The sequence below is a fragment of the Paenirhizobium cremeum genome (assembly GCF_022884085.1).
Lineage (GTDB): Bacteria > Pseudomonadota > Alphaproteobacteria > Rhizobiales > Rhizobiaceae > Allorhizobium > Allorhizobium cremeum.
In genome coordinates, this window is the sequence record NZ_JAGGCS010000008.1 from 133,526 (window position 1) to 150,108 (window position 16,583).

The 16,583-nt window shown below is 63.1% G+C and carries 16 protein-coding genes; 9 read left to right on the forward strand and 7 right to left on the reverse strand.

All coding sequences use genetic code 11. The annotated features are described in order from the left end of the window. Positions 1-33 precede the first annotated feature (33 nt). The 5 genes from J5N58_RS15760 (at position 34) to J5N58_RS15780 (ending at position 5,917) form a co-directional block, all read left to right on the forward strand. Positions 34-825, forward strand: coding sequence for a shikimate dehydrogenase family protein (locus J5N58_RS15760; RefSeq protein ID WP_244711567.1), 792 nt, complete (start codon positions 34-36; stop codon positions 823-825). A gap of 7 nt (positions 826-832) precedes the next feature. Continuing rightward, positions 833-1,648: a sugar phosphate isomerase/epimerase family protein gene (locus J5N58_RS15765; RefSeq protein ID WP_113340022.1), complete on the forward strand. Its 816-nt coding sequence runs from the start codon at positions 833-835 to the stop codon at positions 1,646-1,648. Positions 1,649-1,806: 158 nt separating this feature from the next. After that, on the forward strand, positions 1,807-3,570 hold the full coding sequence (locus tag J5N58_RS15770; protein WP_113444218.1) for an FAD-dependent oxidoreductase: 1,764 nt from the start codon (positions 1,807-1,809) through the stop codon (positions 3,568-3,570). Then, positions 3,560-5,278 (forward strand): FAD-dependent oxidoreductase, encoded by a 1,719-nt coding sequence (locus tag J5N58_RS15775; protein ID WP_113444219.1) that lies wholly within the window; start codon positions 3,560-3,562, stop codon positions 5,276-5,278. Before J5N58_RS15770 ends, J5N58_RS15775 begins: the two co-directional genes overlap by 11 nt. 27 nt (positions 5,279-5,305) lie before the next feature. Further along, positions 5,306-5,917 (forward strand): NIPSNAP family protein, encoded by a 612-nt coding sequence (locus tag J5N58_RS15780; protein ID WP_113444273.1) that lies wholly within the window; start codon positions 5,306-5,308, stop codon positions 5,915-5,917. Positions 5,918-5,983: 66 nt separating this feature from the next. Here J5N58_RS15780 and J5N58_RS15785 read toward each other — a convergent pair whose 3' ends face one another. From J5N58_RS15785 to J5N58_RS15800, 4 genes are all read right to left on the reverse strand, one after another. Then, positions 5,984-6,778 carry an IclR family transcriptional regulator gene (locus J5N58_RS15785; protein WP_113340019.1) on the reverse strand — a complete coding sequence of 265 codons (795 nt, stop codon included), beginning with the start codon at positions 6,776-6,778 and terminating at the stop codon, positions 5,984-5,986. Positions 6,779-6,933: 155 nt separating this feature from the next. Continuing rightward, positions 6,934-8,139 carry a 3-oxoadipyl-CoA thiolase gene (gene pcaF / locus J5N58_RS15790; RefSeq protein WP_113444220.1) on the reverse strand — a complete coding sequence of 402 codons (1,206 nt, stop codon included), beginning with the start codon at positions 8,137-8,139 and terminating at the stop codon, positions 6,934-6,936. Between the two features lie 10 nt (positions 8,140-8,149). Further along, positions 8,150-8,839 carry a CoA transferase subunit B gene (locus tag J5N58_RS15795; RefSeq protein WP_112829792.1) on the reverse strand — a complete coding sequence of 230 codons (690 nt, stop codon included), beginning with the start codon at positions 8,837-8,839 and terminating at the stop codon, positions 8,150-8,152. Continuing rightward, positions 8,836-9,543, reverse strand: a complete 708-nt coding sequence (locus J5N58_RS15800) for a 3-oxoacid CoA-transferase subunit A (protein WP_113444274.1) — start codon at positions 9,541-9,543, stop codon at positions 8,836-8,838. Before J5N58_RS15800 ends, J5N58_RS15795 begins: the two co-directional genes overlap by 4 nt. Before the next feature lie 145 nt (positions 9,544-9,688). Between J5N58_RS15800 and J5N58_RS15805 the strand changes: the two genes are divergently transcribed. Then, a complete protein-coding gene (locus tag J5N58_RS15805) occupies positions 9,689-10,450 on the forward strand; it encodes an IclR family transcriptional regulator domain-containing protein (protein ID WP_113444221.1) in 762 nt (253 codons plus the stop codon). A 5-nt stretch (positions 10,451-10,455) separates the two neighbouring features. Here J5N58_RS15805 and pobA read toward each other — a convergent pair whose 3' ends face one another. The 3 genes from pobA to J5N58_RS15820 form a co-directional block, all read right to left on the reverse strand. Next, positions 10,456-11,622, reverse strand: coding sequence for a 4-hydroxybenzoate 3-monooxygenase (pobA, locus tag J5N58_RS15810; RefSeq protein WP_113444222.1), 1,167 nt, complete (start codon positions 11,620-11,622; stop codon positions 10,456-10,458). A gap of 22 nt (positions 11,623-11,644) precedes the next feature. Further along, positions 11,645-12,208: an NIPSNAP family protein gene (locus tag J5N58_RS15815; RefSeq protein ID WP_113444223.1), complete on the reverse strand. Its 564-nt coding sequence runs from the start codon at positions 12,206-12,208 to the stop codon at positions 11,645-11,647. Between the two features lie 95 nt (positions 12,209-12,303). After that, positions 12,304-13,206, reverse strand: a complete 903-nt coding sequence (locus J5N58_RS15820) for a helix-turn-helix domain-containing protein (RefSeq protein WP_244711569.1) — start codon at positions 13,204-13,206, stop codon at positions 12,304-12,306. Positions 13,207-13,319: 113 nt separating this feature from the next. On the opposite strand from J5N58_RS15820, the gene J5N58_RS15825 reads away from it, so the two are divergent. Genes J5N58_RS15825 through J5N58_RS15835 form a run of 3 tightly spaced genes read left to right on the forward strand, consistent with a single transcriptional unit; the run spans position 13,320 to position 16,556 of the window. Further along, positions 13,320-15,032, forward strand: coding sequence for an FAD-dependent oxidoreductase (locus J5N58_RS15825; protein WP_244711571.1), 1,713 nt, complete (start codon positions 13,320-13,322; stop codon positions 15,030-15,032). Then, entirely contained in the window at positions 15,029-15,808 is a 780-nt protein-coding gene (locus J5N58_RS15830; RefSeq protein ID WP_244711573.1) for an SDR family NAD(P)-dependent oxidoreductase, read from the forward strand. The genes J5N58_RS15825 and J5N58_RS15830 overlap by 4 nt, the downstream gene beginning before the upstream one ends. Further along, complete coding sequence (locus tag J5N58_RS15835) at positions 15,801-16,556, forward strand: SDR family NAD(P)-dependent oxidoreductase (protein ID WP_244711575.1); 756 nt, start codon at positions 15,801-15,803, stop codon at positions 16,554-16,556. The genes J5N58_RS15830 and J5N58_RS15835 overlap by 8 nt, the downstream gene beginning before the upstream one ends. Positions 16,557-16,583: the final 27 nt, after the last annotated feature.

The following is a 16,583-nucleotide window of genomic DNA, read 5'->3' on the forward strand; positions in this document are numbered from 1 at the left end:
AATGAAATTACATTCAATTTTCTGGAGGAGAGGATGAATCTGGAACTCGATGGGGCGTCGCGCCTGTGCTTTGTCATTGGTGATCCGATCGCGCAGGTAAAATCGCCGGCTGGGGTGAGCGAGATGCTGCAGGCAAGAGGAAAAAACGCTCTTTGCGTTCCCGGCCATGTCGCTCCGAAGGACCTTGCAACTTGCTGGGCAGGTCTGAAGACCCTCCAGAATCTCGACGGCGTTATCATCACCGTTCCGCACAAGATCGCGGCGATTTCGATGGCGGACCGGCTCTCGGAACGGGCCGCTTTTCTTGGGGCAGTCAACACGCTTCGGCGCACGGCCGAGGGCTGGGAAGGCGATATGTTCGACGGTCTCGGCCATGTGTCCGCGCTGATGAAGGCCGGCTGCGTGCTGGAAGGCCGGCGCGCCATCCTTGCCGGCGCCGGCGGCGCGGGCAGCGCCATCGCCCATGCCCTCGTTCTTGCGGGGGTGTCGGAGCTTGCCATTCATGAAATGGACGCTGTGCGCCGAAATAGCTTGATCGAAAGGCTCTCGTCGCTCGGCCAGGCGAGGATTTTCGCCGGAAGCGCCGACCCGACCGGTTTCGATGTGGTGGTCAACGCGACACCCGCCGGCATGAAGGAAGGTGATCCGCTTCCTTTCGACGGCGACAAGCTTACGCCGTCCATGTTCATCGGCGAGGTCATCACCCAGCCGGCGCTCTCTCCGTTCGTTGCCCGGGCGCGCCGGATCGGTTGCAGCGCGATCACCGGCGTCGACATGTTCGTCGAGGTCCGCGACCTCATGGTCGATTTCCTTTGCGCGGAGTGAGACGGATATGACGAGACAATTCGGGCTTGCATTTCTCACGGTCGCCGATCTTTCTCCCGCCGCGGCTATCCGTGTAGCAGCGGAAACCGGTTACTCCACCGTCGGTCTTCGTTTGCTGCCTGCGGCTGCGAGCGGCGAGGGGCCCTATCCGATCCTTTCCGACAGGGCTGTGTTGGCAGAGGCGCAGTCCGCCCTCGCTGATACTGGCGTCAAGGTCGGAGACGTCGAAATCGTCCGGCTGAAACCGGAGACGCGCCCTGAGGACTTTCTGCCGTTTCTCGAATGTGCGCAGGCGCTCGGGGCTGCGAACATTCTCGTCGCCGGCGACGATACGGAGCACGGGCGACTGATCCAGACCTTCGCGGCCTTTGCAGAACTTGCCGTCCGCTACGAACTGACCGCGGACCTCGAATTTATGCCCTGGACCGGCGTGCGCAATGCTGCTGAGGCGCTCGCTATCGTGGATGCCGCCGGTCAGCCGAATGGTGGTGTCCTGGCCGATGCCCTTCATTGGGATCGTACAGGAGGCGACATCGAAGAACTGCGGCGAATCCCGCGGGAGCGCATTCATTATTTCCAGCTATGCGATGCGCCCCGCGATTACGACCCGAGCGATGCCGGATTGATTTCGATTGCCCGCGGCGGTCGTCTCTTTCCGGGCGACGGTGGCATCGACCTGCGGTCCTTTGTTCGGGCCTTGCCGGCGGATGTTCCGGTCAGTGTGGAGGTGGCGTCGCTCGACCTGATGAAGCGCCTGACGCCGCGCGAGCGCGCGGAGAGAGGGCTCGCAGCGGCAAGGCGCGTTATTCAGTATTCGGAATGAAATTATTAAATTGAATATTATTCCAATTTTTGTATAAGGGGGTGGAGGACACGGGAAGTACGCGCCGGCGAGGAGAGGCGCGTTTCTCCAAAGCACCGGAAGTCTTGTCTCCGTCGTTTCGGCGGGGTCGGCTGTTTGCGCTCCTGAGGAGGAGGTAGATGAGCGGAAAGAATGCAACGGGCAAACAGGCCGCCGCCGAAGTCGTGTGCGACGTTCTGGTGATCGGGTCGGGAGCGGCCGGCCTTTCGGCCGCCGTCGTTGCCGCGCATTCGGGCCTTGATGTTATCGTCGTGGAAAAGGCCGACGTGTTCGGAGGGACGAGCGCCTATTCCGGCGGCTGGCTTTGGGTGCCGAACGCCCCTCATGCTGTCGCCGCCGGCTGCGGAGAAGACCCCGAGGGGCCGAAGACCTATTTGCGCGCCGTTCTCGGCAATCGCTACGATGAAACGATGATCGGCGCCTTTCTTGAGGCCGGTCCCCGGATGCTGGATTTCCTGGAGAAAAATACGGAGGTCCGTTTCAGCCCGGGGAGCGGGGTGCCGGATTTCCATGGAACCCTGCCGGGGGCGGCAACCGGCTGGCGGTCGGTGGTCGCCGCCCCCTATGACGGGCGAAAACTCGGTTCACTGATGGCGAAGCTGAGGCCGCCGATCAGGGAGACAACTTTTCTTGGCATGGGTATCGCCTCCGGGGTCGACATGCGCATGTTTCTGATGGCGCTGCGTTCGCGGAAGGCTTTCTTCTATGTCACGCGGCGCGTGCTCAAGCATGTCCACGATCTTGTCGTGCATCGGCGCGCCATGCAACTCGTCAACGGCAATGCGTTGATTGCCAGGCTGTTGCGTTCTGCGGTGGATGCCGGCGTTGAGCTTCGGTCCAGCACACCGGCGCGCGCGCTGATGCGTGAGGGACGCCGGGTTACGGGTGCGATACTGGAAACGAAGGCGGAACCGATCCGCGTGAAGGCGCGCCGCGGCGTCGTCCTCGCTGCCGGCGGCTTTCCGCACGATCGGCGCCGCCTTCACGATCTCCTTCTCCATGTGCAAACCGGTACGCCGCATGAATCGGCGGCCCCCGACAGCAACAGTGGAGACGGACTGCGGCTCGCCGAGAGCGTCGGCGGACGCGTATCCACGACGCTTGCCCATGCCGTGGCCTACGCGCCTGTATCCCTGGTTCCCCGTCCTGATGGCAGCATCGGACGCTTTCCGCATCTGGTGGAACGCGGCAAGCCGGGCGTCATTGCGGTGACAGCCGCGGGCAGGCGTTTCGTGGACGAGGGTGGGCCTTATCACGACTATGTCCGCGAGATGATTGCCGCGACTGCGCCGGGCAAACCCACGGTGTCCTGGTTGATCTGCGACCGCCGGTTTCTCAGACGTTACGGTCTCGGTGCGGTGAAGCCCGCGCCGGTTCCGATCGGCCGGTTTCTGAAAAATGGATATTTGACCGAAGCGCCGACGATCGCCGAACTGGCGAAACGCTGCGACATCGATCCAGTCGCATTGGTGAAGACCGTCGAAGCCTTCAATCACCATGCGGCGAAGGGTGACGACCCGGAATTCCACCGGGGCACGACGCCGTACCAGCGGATGCAGGGCGATCCGGACCACAAGCCGAATCCCTGCCTCGCCCCGATCGAGCGCGCTCCCTTCTATGCCGTCAAGGTCGTGCCGGGCAGTCTCGGCACGTTTGCCGGCATCGAGACGGATGCGCAGGCTCGCGTGCTTGACGGGTCCTGTATGCCGATCCCGGGCCTTTTTGCCGTCGGCAACGACATGAACAGCATCATGGGTGGGCATTATCCGAGCGGTGGCATCACGCTCGGACCGGCCATGACATTCGGATTTATCGCCGCCAAGACCATTGCAGCCGACGCGGCGCAAGACGGGCATAAGGGGAGGAGAGAGCATGCGGTCTGACGATAACCGGGAGATAGCCGAAGAGGTGGATCTTCTCGTCTGCGGCGCCGGCGCGGGCGGCATGACCGCCGCCCTCATTGCAGCGCTCGAGGGCCTGGACGTCGTCCTCGCCGAAAAGACAGCGCAGGTCGGTGGTACGACCTCCACTTCGGGCGGCACGACCTGGGTGCCGGGTACGCATCTTTCGGAACTGGCCGGGGTGCCCGACAAGGTCGAGGATGCGCGCGCCTTCCTGGATTCCGTGGTCGCGAACCGGGGCGGTGCGCGCCTGCGGGAGGCCTTTCTCGACTCCGGCCGTGCGGCGATCGAGGAACTGGATCGCAAGACCGATGTGAAGTTTGTCGCCTCGGCCGCCCACCCGGATTATCTCGATGGTCCGGGAGCCGCCTATGGCGGTCGCGCTCTGGCGCCCGTGACTTTCGACGGGCGGCTCCTGTCTCCTCAAGACTTTGACCGTGTGCGCCCTCCGCGCCGCGAGTTCCTGGGGCTCGGCGGCATGATGGTGGGGCGAAACGAACTCGGCGCGCTGCTGTCGCCCTTCTCCTCCGTCGCCAATCTGCGCAGCACGATCAAGATCGTCGGCCGCTACGCGCTGGACCGCCTGCGCTATCGGCGGGGGACACGGCTTCTGATGGGCAATGCCCTGGTGGCGCGGCTGCTCCACAGCCTGCGCAAGGAAAATGTGCGGATTCTGTTCGAGGCTGGTGTGAAGGAACTGATCGTCGAGCATGGCCGCGTTATCGGCGCGGTGCTGGAAGGCCCGGCTGGAGAGCGTCGTGTCCGCGCCCGTAAAGGCGTCGTTCTGGCGACGGGCGGGGTCTGCTGGAACCGCAGGATACGTGAGCGCCTCTTCCCGGCCGGCACCCGCGATTATGCGCTCGGTCCGGAAACGAACACCGGTGACGGCGCCGATGTGGCAACTGCTATTGGCGCGCGTTTCGACGACGGAGGCGACAGCCCGGCGCTCTGGATGCCATGCTCGTCCTATTGCCGCCCCGACGGCACGCTTGCGGTCTGGCCGCATATCATTCTCGATCGTGCCAAGCCCGGCATTTTCGCCGTCGATAAAAACGGACGTCGTTTCGTCAATGAGGCGAATTCCTATCACGATTTCGCCATGGGCCAGATCGCCAGCGGAGCAATTCCCGCCCACCTGGTCTGTGACGCAGTCTTCATGCGTCGCTACGGCATGGGGATGATCCTCCCCGGAGCGGGCAATCTCAGGGCCATGCTCAGGGCGGGCTATGTGATCGAGGCAAAATCGCTGGCCGAGCTGGCGTCGAAGATCGGCTGCGATTCCAAGGCACTCGCGGAAACAGTCGACGCCTATAATCGGGCCGCCGCTTCCGGCGTGGACCGGGAGTTCGGCCGTGGTGGGACGGTGGTGAACCGTTTCAACGGTGACGGGGAGGCCGGAGGCTTCAATCCCTGCCTCGGTCCGGTTGGAGCCGGTCCCTATTACGCCATGGCCGTTCGTCCGGCAGATCTCGCCTCGAGCGCCGGGCTTGCAGGCGACGAATTCGGCCGTGTGCTGGGAGAAGACGGGGAACCGATCCCCGGCCTCTATGCCTGCGGCAACGATCTCGCTTCGATCTTCCGCGGCACCTATCCCGGCCCGGGTACCACTCTCGGTCCCGCCATCGTCTTCGGCTGGCGGGTCGCCAAGCATGCTGCGGGCAAGTTGAAGAATATTGCGGCGGCCGCGTGAAGGCTGCGACAGATGAAAGGACAGTTCATGCAACGTTATGAAATCGCCACGCTTTCCACCGCCATGGGGGCGGCCGCCAAAGCCGCCCCCGCAATCGAGAGCTTCACGGCGCAAGGCAAGGGCAGGCTGCTCGGCATCTTCTATGCCGATATCGGTGTGCTCAATCGTGTCCTCGTCTTTCGGGGTTTCGACACGGCGGCCGATTATGACGCGGAACGCGAACGCACCTTGCGGGCCGGCAACCCCTTCGGATCGGCGGAATGGCTGATTGGGCTGGACCTTGAGGGCTATGCGCCGTTTCCCTTTTTGCCGCCGGTCGAGACCGGTACGTTCGGCCCGGCCTACGAGTTCCGCACCTATGTGCTGAAAACCGGCGGGCTCGAACCGACAATAAAGGCCTGGGAAGCTGCAGTGCCGGCACGCACCGAACTGTCGAAACTGACCGTCTGCATGTACGGCCTCGATGGCAGGCCGCGCATGACCCATATCTGGCCTTTTTCGTCCGTCAACGAACGCGGCCAGATCCGCGCCGACTCCGTGGCGCAGGGTGTGTGGCCGCCGAAGGGCGGACCGGACTGGCTGACCACAGACATGCGCTCGACCATCGCCTTTCCGACGGCAAATTCGCCGCTGAAGTGAGCCGGCGACAAACGAGAAGAAAGGCCCGCATCCTCGGCAATGCGGGCCTTCTTTGTGTCGGGACCGTCAGGCCCGCTTGTGCAGGCCGGGAAAATAACGCGATCCGCTCGCGGCAATGCCGATTTCCTCTGCCGCACGGGCAAGATGAGGCGCAAGTTCTTCCATTCGCTCCGGCGTCATGCGAACCGCTGGTCCGGCGATCGACAGGCAACTGATGACCTGGCCATTGCTCAAGACCGGCATGGCCATGGCAGCCATGCCGACGATGTAGCTGTTGACCGAGACGGCATAGCCGCGCTTCCGGGTCTCGGCCAGAATCTCCAGAAGTTCGGTGATGGTCCTCGGCGCACCTGGTCCGCTCGGCTTGCCCGTTTTGGCGAGACCTTGCCGGGAAACACGTTGAAGCGCCTCTTCGTCGCTCATGGAAGCGAGCCATGCCTGTCCGCCGGCGCTCGAGGCAAGATGGACGACGACGCCCTGTTCCTGGCCGGGATCGTATCGCAGGCCTCCGGTTGCTCCCTGTGCGACCGCAACCCAGATCAGGTCGTCGCCATCGATTACCGAAAGGCGAATCAGTTCGCCGCTGGTCTGCGCAAGCCGGTCCAAAATCGGTTGCGCCACGTCGCCCACACCCGTTCGGCCGAGAAAGCCCACGCCGAGGGCGGCGAGCTTCATGGTCAGCGCGTAGTCGCCCTGGTCCTGCACTTGCCGTACATAACCCAGTCTTATCAACTCGTTGAGCGTGCGGTGAACCCCGCTCGCCGGCTGGTTTACCTGCTGGGCGATGGTGGACACGGAAAGGCCGCCGGGTTTGGCCGCAAGAAGCTCGATGATGGTCAGGGATTTTTCAAGAGTACTCATGTGCTTTCCAATCTGGATTACCATTCCAGTTTTGGCATGTGCTGGTGGCCAGTCAAGGTTTTTCCATCGGCAACGGGCGGAATATGTCGGCCAAAGAAAAAGCCGCATACGATTTCCGCATGCGGCTTCTTCCGGGAGGAGGGCGTCAAAAGATGTCAGGCGGCTTCCAATGCGATGGCGACGCCCTGTCCGACGCCGATGCACATCGTGGCGAGTGCCTTCTTCTTGCTTGTAAGGGACAGCTCAAGGGCCGCCGTCCCGGCTATGCGCGCTCCCGACATGCCGAGCGGGTGACCAAGCGCGATGGCGCCTCCGTTCGGGTTGGCGCGTGGATCGTCGTCGGCAATGCCAAGCGTGCGAAGCGTTGCAAGACCCTGGGAGGCGAAGGCTTCGTTGAGTTCGATCACATCGAGATCCGCTGCCTTCCACCCGATACGGGCAAGCAGCTTCTGCGAGGCCGGCGCCGGCCCGATTCCCATGATGCGCGGCGGAACGCCGGCTGTAGCGCCACCAACAATCCGGGCAATCGGGGTGAGACCATATTTCTTCGCCGCCGCTGCCGAGGCGACAATCAGTGCCGCCGCACCGTCGTTAACGCCTGAGGCGTTGCCGGCCGTCACGGTCGCGCCGTCCATCCGGTTCACAGGCTTCAATTTGGCCAGTGCCTCGATGCTGGTGGCGCGGGGGTGTTCGTCTCGCGTCACTGCCAATGGCTCCCCCTTCTTCTGAGGAATGACGACTGGAACGATCTCCCTCTCGAGGCGGCCGTTCTCCTGAGCCGCAGCGGCCTTCGCCTGGCTGCGCACAGCAAATGCGTCCTGATCCTCGCGCGAGACGCGATAGTCGATTGCGACATTGTCACCGGTCTCCGGCATGGAATCGACGCCGTATTGCGCTTTCATCTGCGGATTGACGAACCGCCAGCCGATGGTGGTGTCGTAAATCTCGGCCTTGCGGGAAAAAGCTGCGTCCGCCTTCGGCATGACGAAGGGCGCGCGGCTCATGCTCTCGACCCCGCCGGCAATCATAAGTTCCGCTTCGCCCGATCTGATGGCGCGCGACGCGGTGATGACAGCGTCCATCCCCGAGCCGCAGAGGCGATTGATGGTTGTTCCTGTCACCGAAACTGGCAGCCCGGCCAAAAGTAGTGACATGCGGGCGACGTTACGGTTGTCTTCGCCGGCCTGGTTGGCGCAACCGAAGATCACGTCGTCCACCGCTTCCCAATCCACGGAGCGGTTGCGCTCGACGAGTGCCCGAAGCGGGATTGCGCCGAGGTCGTCGGCCCTGACCGAAGAAAGCGCCCCGCCGAAGCGACCGATGGGCGTGCGGATGTAATCGCAGATGAAAACTTCTGTCATGGGAAATTCCTCACAAATCCGGTGCCACGAGATCGATGACCGTGCCGTCGATGTGTAGTTTCGCTCCGGTCATGGCCTGAAGTGCTTCCAGGCTGATGCCCGGCAGCTTCTCGCGCAGCACGAACCGGCCATCAACGATGTCGATCACGGCATGGCTGGTATAGATCCGGGTGATGCAGCCGACGCCGGTCAGGGGAAAGGTGCAGCGTTCCACCAGCTTCGGCTTGCCGTCCTTGGTGACGTGTTCGGTGATGACGAAAACCTGTTTTGCACCATGCACCAGATCCATGGCGCCGCCGACAGCGGGCACCCCCTTCGATCCGACGCGCCAGTTGGCGAGATCGCCGTTTTCCGCGACCTGATAGGCACCGAGGATCGCTACGTCGAGATGCCCCCCGCGTACCATGGCAAAGCTGTCGGCGTGATGGAAGAAGGCCGCGCCCGGCTTCAGCGTCACCGCCTTCTTGCCGGCATTGATGAGATCCCAGTCTTCCTCGCCCTCGGCCGGCGGCTCGCCGAAATCGAGAATGCCGTTCTCGGTGTGGAAGATCGCCTGCCGGCCCGGAGGCTGGTAACGCGCCACCATTTCCGGGAAACCGATCCCGAGATTCACATAGGCGCCATCCTGAATGTCCTGCGCGGCGCGCCAGGCGATCTGGCCGTTGGAAAGCTTTATGTCGTCTTGGGCTTCGGCGATCATGCGTAAACGGCTCCCGACCGGATGAGAACTTCTTCCTGTTGCGGATTGGCGATCTCGACCACGCTGTCGACGAAAATGCCGGGCGTGACCACCTGCTCCGGGTCTATGCCGCCGAGCGGCACAAGTCTGGAAACCTGCACGATGGTCTTTGCCGCCGCCATGCACATCAGGGGGTTAAAGTTGCGGGCGGCCTTGTTGTAGGTGAGGTTGCCGTGGATATCGCCGACATGCGCCTTGATGAGGGCGAAATCGGCCTTCAGCCAGCGTTCCTGAACGTAAGAGCGGCCGTCGAAGTCGGCAATCACCTTGCCCTCGGCCAGTTCCGTGCCGTAGCCGGTCGGCGTGTAGAAGGCGGGAATTCCCGCCCCGCCTGCGCGAATGCGTTCTGCAAGTGTGCCCTGCGGCACGAGTTCCAGTTCGATCTTGCCCGCCAGATAGGCGTCGGTGAAGGCGCGGGGATCGGATGAGCGCGGGAAGGAGCAGATCATCTTCTTCACCATGCCGGCGTCGATCATCGCGGCGATGCCGATGCGGCCGTTACCGGCATTGTTGTTGATGACGATAAGCCCCTTGGGCCCCTTGTCGATCAACGCATGAATGAGCTCGATTGGTGCGCCGGAGCCGCCGAAGCCGCCGATCATCACGGTCGCGCCATCGCCGATCCCGGCGACGGCCGCTGCCGCGCTCGCGATTGTCTTGTTCATGTTCGAAACCTCCATGCAGCGCCGGATGCCCGGCAAAGTCGGCGCTGTTTCCGGTGCTGAAATTAAGGCCGTTGGCCGCTCGACGGCAACCGATTTGTGCGTTATATGATTTTTGTTCGATTATCGCACAAAATGGAGATGTGCCATGACGGTCAAGGAACGGGACATCATGGGCGGTCTTGCCAAGGGGCTCAGGGTAATCGAAGCGTTCAGCGCCGAGCGCCCGCGCCTTTCCATTGCGGAGGCCGCCGAAATCGTGGGGCTTGATCGAGCCACTACACGCCGGTGCCTGCTGACGCTTTCGGAACTGGGCTACGCCGCTTACGACGGCAAGTTCTTCACGATGACGCCCCGCGTGCTGCGGCTCGGAACGGGATGCCTTGCGACCATGCCTTTGCCGCGCATTGTGCAACCGACGCTTGATCGGCTGTCGGAGGAAATTGGCCAAAGCACCTCCGTCTCGATCCTCGACCGCGGTGAGATCGTCTACGTGGCGCGCGCCGCCCAGCGGCGCGTCATGTCGATAGCCCTGATGCCCGGTTCACGGTTGCCAGCCTATTGCACGTCGATGGGGCGTGTGCTGCTCGCTGCGCTTTCGCCGGAGGAGGCGAGGCTTGTGCTGGACGCCTCGCCGCGCCCGGCGAGAACGCAGCGCACGGTCACGGATGTGGATGCCTTGATGGCCGAACTGGAGGCCGTGCGCGAAAGCGGCTACGCCCTCATCGATCAGGAAGTGGAGATCGGCTTGCGTTCCATTGCCGTGCCGTTGAAGACCATGCGCGGCAAGACGATTGCGGCCCTCAATGTGGGATTGGCTGCCACCGCCGAACCGGCCGACATCCTAGTGGAACGCTACCTGTCGTCCCTGCTTGCCGTGCAGGCCGATCTGGCGGGCATGCTGACCTGACCGGGTCAGTAGGGCAGACCGACATAGTTTTCGGCAAGCGCCGTCTGCGCAGCCTTCGAACCGGCGAGATAATCGATTTCCGCTTCCTGCATGCGGTCCAGAAAATCTCCCTCGTCGGGAAAATTATGCAGCATGCGGGTCATCGACCAGGAGAAGCGCGAGGCCTTCCAGACGCGGGCGAGTGCAGTGGCCGAATAGGTCTTCAGCAGCCCTTCGTCGCCAGCGTAGCGGGCGATCAGCGCCCGGGATAGATAGTAGACGTCCGAGGCAGCAAGGTTCAGCCCCTTGGCGCCGGTTGGGGGCACGATATGGGCCGCATCTCCGGCAAGATAGAGACGCCCCCAACTCATCGGCTCGGATATGAAGCTGCGAAGCGGTGCGATGGATTTTTCGATGGAAGGCCCGGTTTCGAGCGTATCCGCAAATTCCGGGGGGAGGCGCTTGCGCAGTTCGTCCCAGAAGGCCTCGTCGCTCCAGTCCTGCGGCCTGTCGGTCAGCGGGACCTGCAGATAATGACGGCTGAGATGCGCATTTCGCATGGAGCAGAGCGCAAAGCCTCGTTTCGAACCGGCATAGACCAGTTCGTGATAAAGCGGTTTCGTTTCCGAAAGGATGCCGAGCCAGCCAAAGGGATAGACATGTTCGTATTCCCGCCGAGTGTCTTCGGGAATGGTGCGGCGGCTTACGCCGTGAAAACCGTCGCAGCCGGCGATGTAGTCGCAGTCGATGCGATAGCCCTGTCCGTTCCGGGTAAAGGTCACATAGGGCGCATCGCCATCGGCGCCGTGGATTTCGACACCTTCGGCCTCGTGAAAGACCGGGGCTTCCGTACGATCCAGTTCGGCGTAGAGGTCGCGCGTTACCTCCGTCTGGCCGTAGATCGTCACCGTGCTGCCGGTCAATGTCTTGAAGTCGATGTGGACCTTCCGGCCATGGGCCGCGATGACCGTGCCCTCATGGACGAAGCCCTCGGTGTCGAGCCTCTTGCCCACGCCCGCTTCACGCAGGAGATCGCAGAGCCCCTGCTCCAGAACGCCGGCGCGAATGCGTGCCAGCACGTAGTCGCGCGTGCGCTGCTCTAGAACCACGACGTCGATGCCGGCCCGGCGAAGAAGCAGCGCCAGAAGCAAGCCGGACGGACCTCCACCAATGATAACGACCTGATGACGCATATTTTTCTCCTTCCGGATTTCTTTAAAGTGGCGAAAAGGCAAGGGGCCGAAGGATGATGTGATCCACGCCCCGAAAGGGTTCGACGGGCACGGGATCGGCGCTGCGCGGCATGAGCGAGCAAGGGCCGCCGGAGCGGCCTGACAGGCTTTCCCACACGGCGATTGCCCCGGGCACGGCAAATCCCGAGACGAGTGCTGCGCAAGCGGACGCGAAGAGTGGGGCTCCGGCTTCCCGGGCCACCCTTATCGTTTGCCGGTTTCGAAGTATCGTCTCGAATGCGGGCGATGGGGTCAGAAGGCGCAGAAAACGGTTCTCCTGCTCTTCCACCAGCGCGAAGGCGCGGGGGATGAAACCCTTGGTCCAGGCTTCCTCCGTCGCAAGCGAGGCTCGGCAAGCCTCGCGCTCTGCCCAGTCCGCGTAGCTCCAGAGGTGGTGGATCGTGTTGAGCGGTCCGGTTTCTCCCAGCCAGTAGCCTGTCAGCGGCAGATGCCGCGTCACGAGCGGCAGGCCCTCGTCGGCCAGAAGGGCGAGATATTCCGGAGCCGCGCCGGGCTTCAGCCGATAGCTTCGCCATTCATGGATCATGTCGTCCTCCCTCGCCCGGGAAACTGCGCAAGGAAGGCGATTTGGGAAATGGACGAAGCGTCGGAAAGATTGGATGATATCCGGCGCAGAAGGGTTCAGGCCTCCTGGCGAAGGACCTGCTTGCGGAATGCCCCGGGCGAAAGGCCGACGCGCTGTGTGAAGAAGCGGTTGAAATAAGCCGGGTCGTCGAAGCCGGTTATGTGCGCCACCTGTGCGACGTTGCTTTCGGTGTAGACGAGGTAACGCTTGGCTTCGATCACAATGCGCTCGTAGAGCAGGTCCGAAGCGGTCTTTCCGGCGCGCGTCTTGCAGGCGGCGTTCAGCCGAGCCTGGGTAACGGCGAGACGACCGGCATAAAAGGTGAGCGAGCGCTCATTGCGGAAATGTTCCTCCAGAAGCGCACGATAGCGCACCAGCAGGTCGTAGTCGCGGTCGGGTGTCGCGATGCCGGGGTCGTCATGCGTGACGAACAGCCTGAGCACGACCACGAGAATACGCATGTACTGCGCCATGATCGCCGTGCGCCGACCCGGCGCCGACCAGATGAATTCGCGATGCAGCCATTCAAAGGTATCGTTGACGGCCGGAATGCTGACGCCCGTGCCCTCAAGGGGGTAAACGGCGGGCCTTTCCGCTGCCTTGGCCAGACGCGGATCGGATGAGGATGCGGCTTTCAGGCAGCCGAGTGCGGCGGTCACAACGAAGCCATCCGTACCGGGATCAAAGTCGATCTGGTGAACGATGCCAGCCGGCACGACAAGGATGCCGGGCACAGTAATCGGAAGAACGCGGTCCTCCATGCGGATCGTTCCGCCGCCGCTCTTCACCAGCAGCACCTGCATGTGATCGGGATGGGCGTGCGGACGAATTCTCCAGTCGTTGGGGCCAGATCGGTCGCGGATCGGTTCCACATGAAGGAAGTCGAGTTCCACATCTGCGCCTTGATCGCCATATAGATAGTAATGCGGAATCCCGCTCAAGGCTTCCTGCGCCATCATTCCTCCCGAAAATCGCTGATGCGAATTGTGCAACAATTGCGTCGGTGCGTCCATTGGTCCGATCGGGGTCGCAAGTTAGCAAAGGTCAATGCCACTCAGACAGGGAGGAACCGATGGAGCGGCCTAGCGAGGAAGAGCGCGTCTGCGACGTGCTGGTCATAGGATCGGGCGCGGGCGGGCTTGCCACCGCCATAACCGCGAAAAAGCACGGGCTCTCCGTGATCGTCATCGAGAAGGAGCCGGTCTACGGCGGTACGACCGCCTTTTCCGGCGGTGTGCTGTGGATACCGGGCAACCGTCACGGCAAGGCAAACAATCCTGCCGACACACGCGAAGCCGCTCGACGCTACCTGAAGGCCGAAACCGGCAACTGGTTCGATGATGCGTCTGTCGATGCGTTTCTGGAGGCCGGTCCGAAAATGCTCGACTGGTTTGAAAAGGAAACCGCGGTGCAGTTTCTGCCGACGCTCTATCCCGATTATCACCCCACGGTGGACGGCGGTGTCGAGGTGGGCCGCTCGGTGCTGGCCGCGCCGTTCGATACGAGCGCGCTCCGGGACGATCTGAAGCGACTGCGTCCGCCGCTTTCGACGATCACCTTCATGGGCATGATGTTCAACTCCTCGAATGCCGATATCAAGCATTTCTTCAACGCCACGAAGTCGCTGGCTTCCTTCGTCTATGTGCTGAAGCGTCTTGCCGCGCATGCGGGCGAAGTCGCGCGTTACGGACGGGGCGTGCAGGTGACGAGCGGCAATGCGCTCGCAGCGCGACTGGCAAAAAGCTGCTTCGATCTCGGCATTCCGATCCTCACCGAAACACCGGCGCTGCGTCTGGTCAAGGAAGACGGTCGCGTGACCGGTGCCGAGGTAGGGGGAAGGCAACCGCGCATCATCACCGCGCGCCGCGGTGTGGTGCTCGCCTGCGGCGGCTATGCTCAAGATCTTGCCCGAAGGGCCGAGGTTTACGCGCATCTTAAGGCCAGAGCGGCGGGACACTATTCGCCGGTGCCGGAAGGCAATACCGGTGATGGTATCCGCCTTGGCGTAGAGGTGGGCGGGGCATTCGATGCCGTCTTCCCGCAGCCGGCGGCCTGGATGCCGGTGAGCCGTGTGCCGGGACGGGGCATTTTCCCGCATCTGCTCGATCGCTACAAGCCGGGGATGATCGCGGTTCTTTCGAACGGACGCCGCTTCACCAATGAGAGCGAGAGCTATCACGATGTCGGTGCGGCGATGGTCGAAGCCGGCGAGGCCTCGGCCTGGCTGATCTGCGATCATCGCGCCATCCGCAAGTATGGCCTGGGCCATGCCAAGCCTGCGCCCATGCCGCTCGCCCCCTGGCTGCGCTCGGGATATCTGAAGAAGGGGCGAAGGCTTGCCGATCTTGCCCGCGCCTGCGGCATCGATGCCGGCGGACTGGAGGCGACGGTCGCGGATTTCAATCGCGGTGCCCGACACGGTCTGGATGAACAGTTCCATCGCGGGGAGACCGCGTTTAACCGCTATCTCGCCGACCCGGAAAACAGGCCGAATGCCTGTGTCGCGCCCATCGAGCAGGGACCGTTCTATGCGGTGAAGATGGAAATGGGGGACCTCGGCACCTTCGACGGGCTGAAGACCACCGTTCCCGGAGAGGTTCTCGATCGCCAGGGCGCGATCATTCCCGGCCTCTTCGCCGTCGGCAACGACCGGGCTTCGATCATGGGCGGAAACTATCCCGGCGCAGGCATCACGCTCGGCCCCGCCATGACCTTCGGCTGGATCACCGGCCGTTATCTCGCCGGTGTCGCATTCGAAAAGACCAACAGGGAGAACGCCGCATGAGCTGGCTTGCAGTGCAGGGAAAGACCGCCGTCATCACCGGCGCCGGCGGGGGTATCGGTCAGGCGCTGGCCCACGCCTTCGCCGGGCAGGGAGTTCGCGTCGTATTGCTCGATCGGGATGAAGAGCGTACGCGGCCACTCGCCGCCGAAATCGGCAATGGCGCCTTCGCGCTCGCCTGCGACCTCTCGAAAACGGATGAAATTGCCGCCGCGGCTGAAAAGGTCGAGGCCGCCGGAGGAGCCGACATTCTCGTCAACAATGCCGGAATCCTGAGGCCGGGTCCGCTCGAAAGCGTGTCGGAGGCTGACTGGTCGGCGATGCTCGCGGTAAACCTCACCGGTTATCTTGCGGCCGCGCAGGCCTTTGGCAAGGGGATGATCGAGCGGGGAGAGGGCGCCCTCGTTCATGTGGCGAGCATCGCGGGTTCGCAGCCCCAGCCGGCGAGCGGAGCATATTCCGCCTCCAAGGCGGCTATCCTCATGCTGTCGCGGCAACTTGCTTACGAATGGGGAGCGAAGGGCGTCCGGTCGAATACGCTCAGCCCCGGTCTCGTACGCACACCGTTGTCCGAAGCCTTCTATCGTGACGAGGCGGTCAAGGCGAAGCGCGAGGCGATGGTGCCGCTTGGGCGGATCGCGACGCCCCAGGACATGGCGGATGTGGCGCTCTTCCTCGCTTCTCCGCGTGCCTCCTACGTATCCGGCCAGGATATCGTCGTCGATGGCGGGTTGTCGCAGGCGCTGATGGGCCTTGTGCCGAGGCCCGGCTATGTCTGAGGTCAGATACGCTCTGGTCACCGGCGGGGCTGACGGGATCGGCCTTGCCATTTCGCAGGCGCTGGCCGCAGCCGGCTATCGCGTCACCATCGCCGATCTCGATGGCGACAAGGCCGCGGTGCGGGCGGACGAACTGGGCGAGGGCCATCGCGGCTTCGCCTGCGACATCACCGACGAGGCGCAGGCTGCGTCGGTTTGCGCCGCCGCTCCATTCGACGTCCTGGTGAACAATGCCGGCATCGGCGATAGCCACCTGCCGACGCTGGAACAGGAGATCGATGCTTTTCGAAAGGTGCTCGACGTGCATCTTTCCGGCACCTTTCTCATGTCGCGGGAGGTCGGCAGGGGCATGCTTGCACGACGTTCGGGCGCCATCGTCAATCTTTCATCCATCGCCGGGCTGACCGGCTTGCCGAAGCGTAATGCCTATGGTGCCGCCAAGGCAGGCATTGTCGCCATGACGCGGGCCATGGCCTGCGAATGGGCCGGCAGGGGTGTTCGCGTAAACGTCGTCGCCCCCGCCTTCGTGGAAACAGCACTGGTCAGAAAACTTGCCGATGCCGGCCGTATCGATCTGCCGACATTGCGCCGCCGCACACCCATCGGCCGGCTCATCCGGGCGGAGGAGGTGGCGGCAGCCGTTGCCTTTCTTGCTTCTCCGGCCGCTTCCGGCATTACCGGCGCCGTGCTTCCGGTCGATGGCGGCTGGACCGCTTTCGGCGATTTCGGAGACGCATCGGCGGGCTAGAAGCCACCAACTGGACAACAGGAAAGG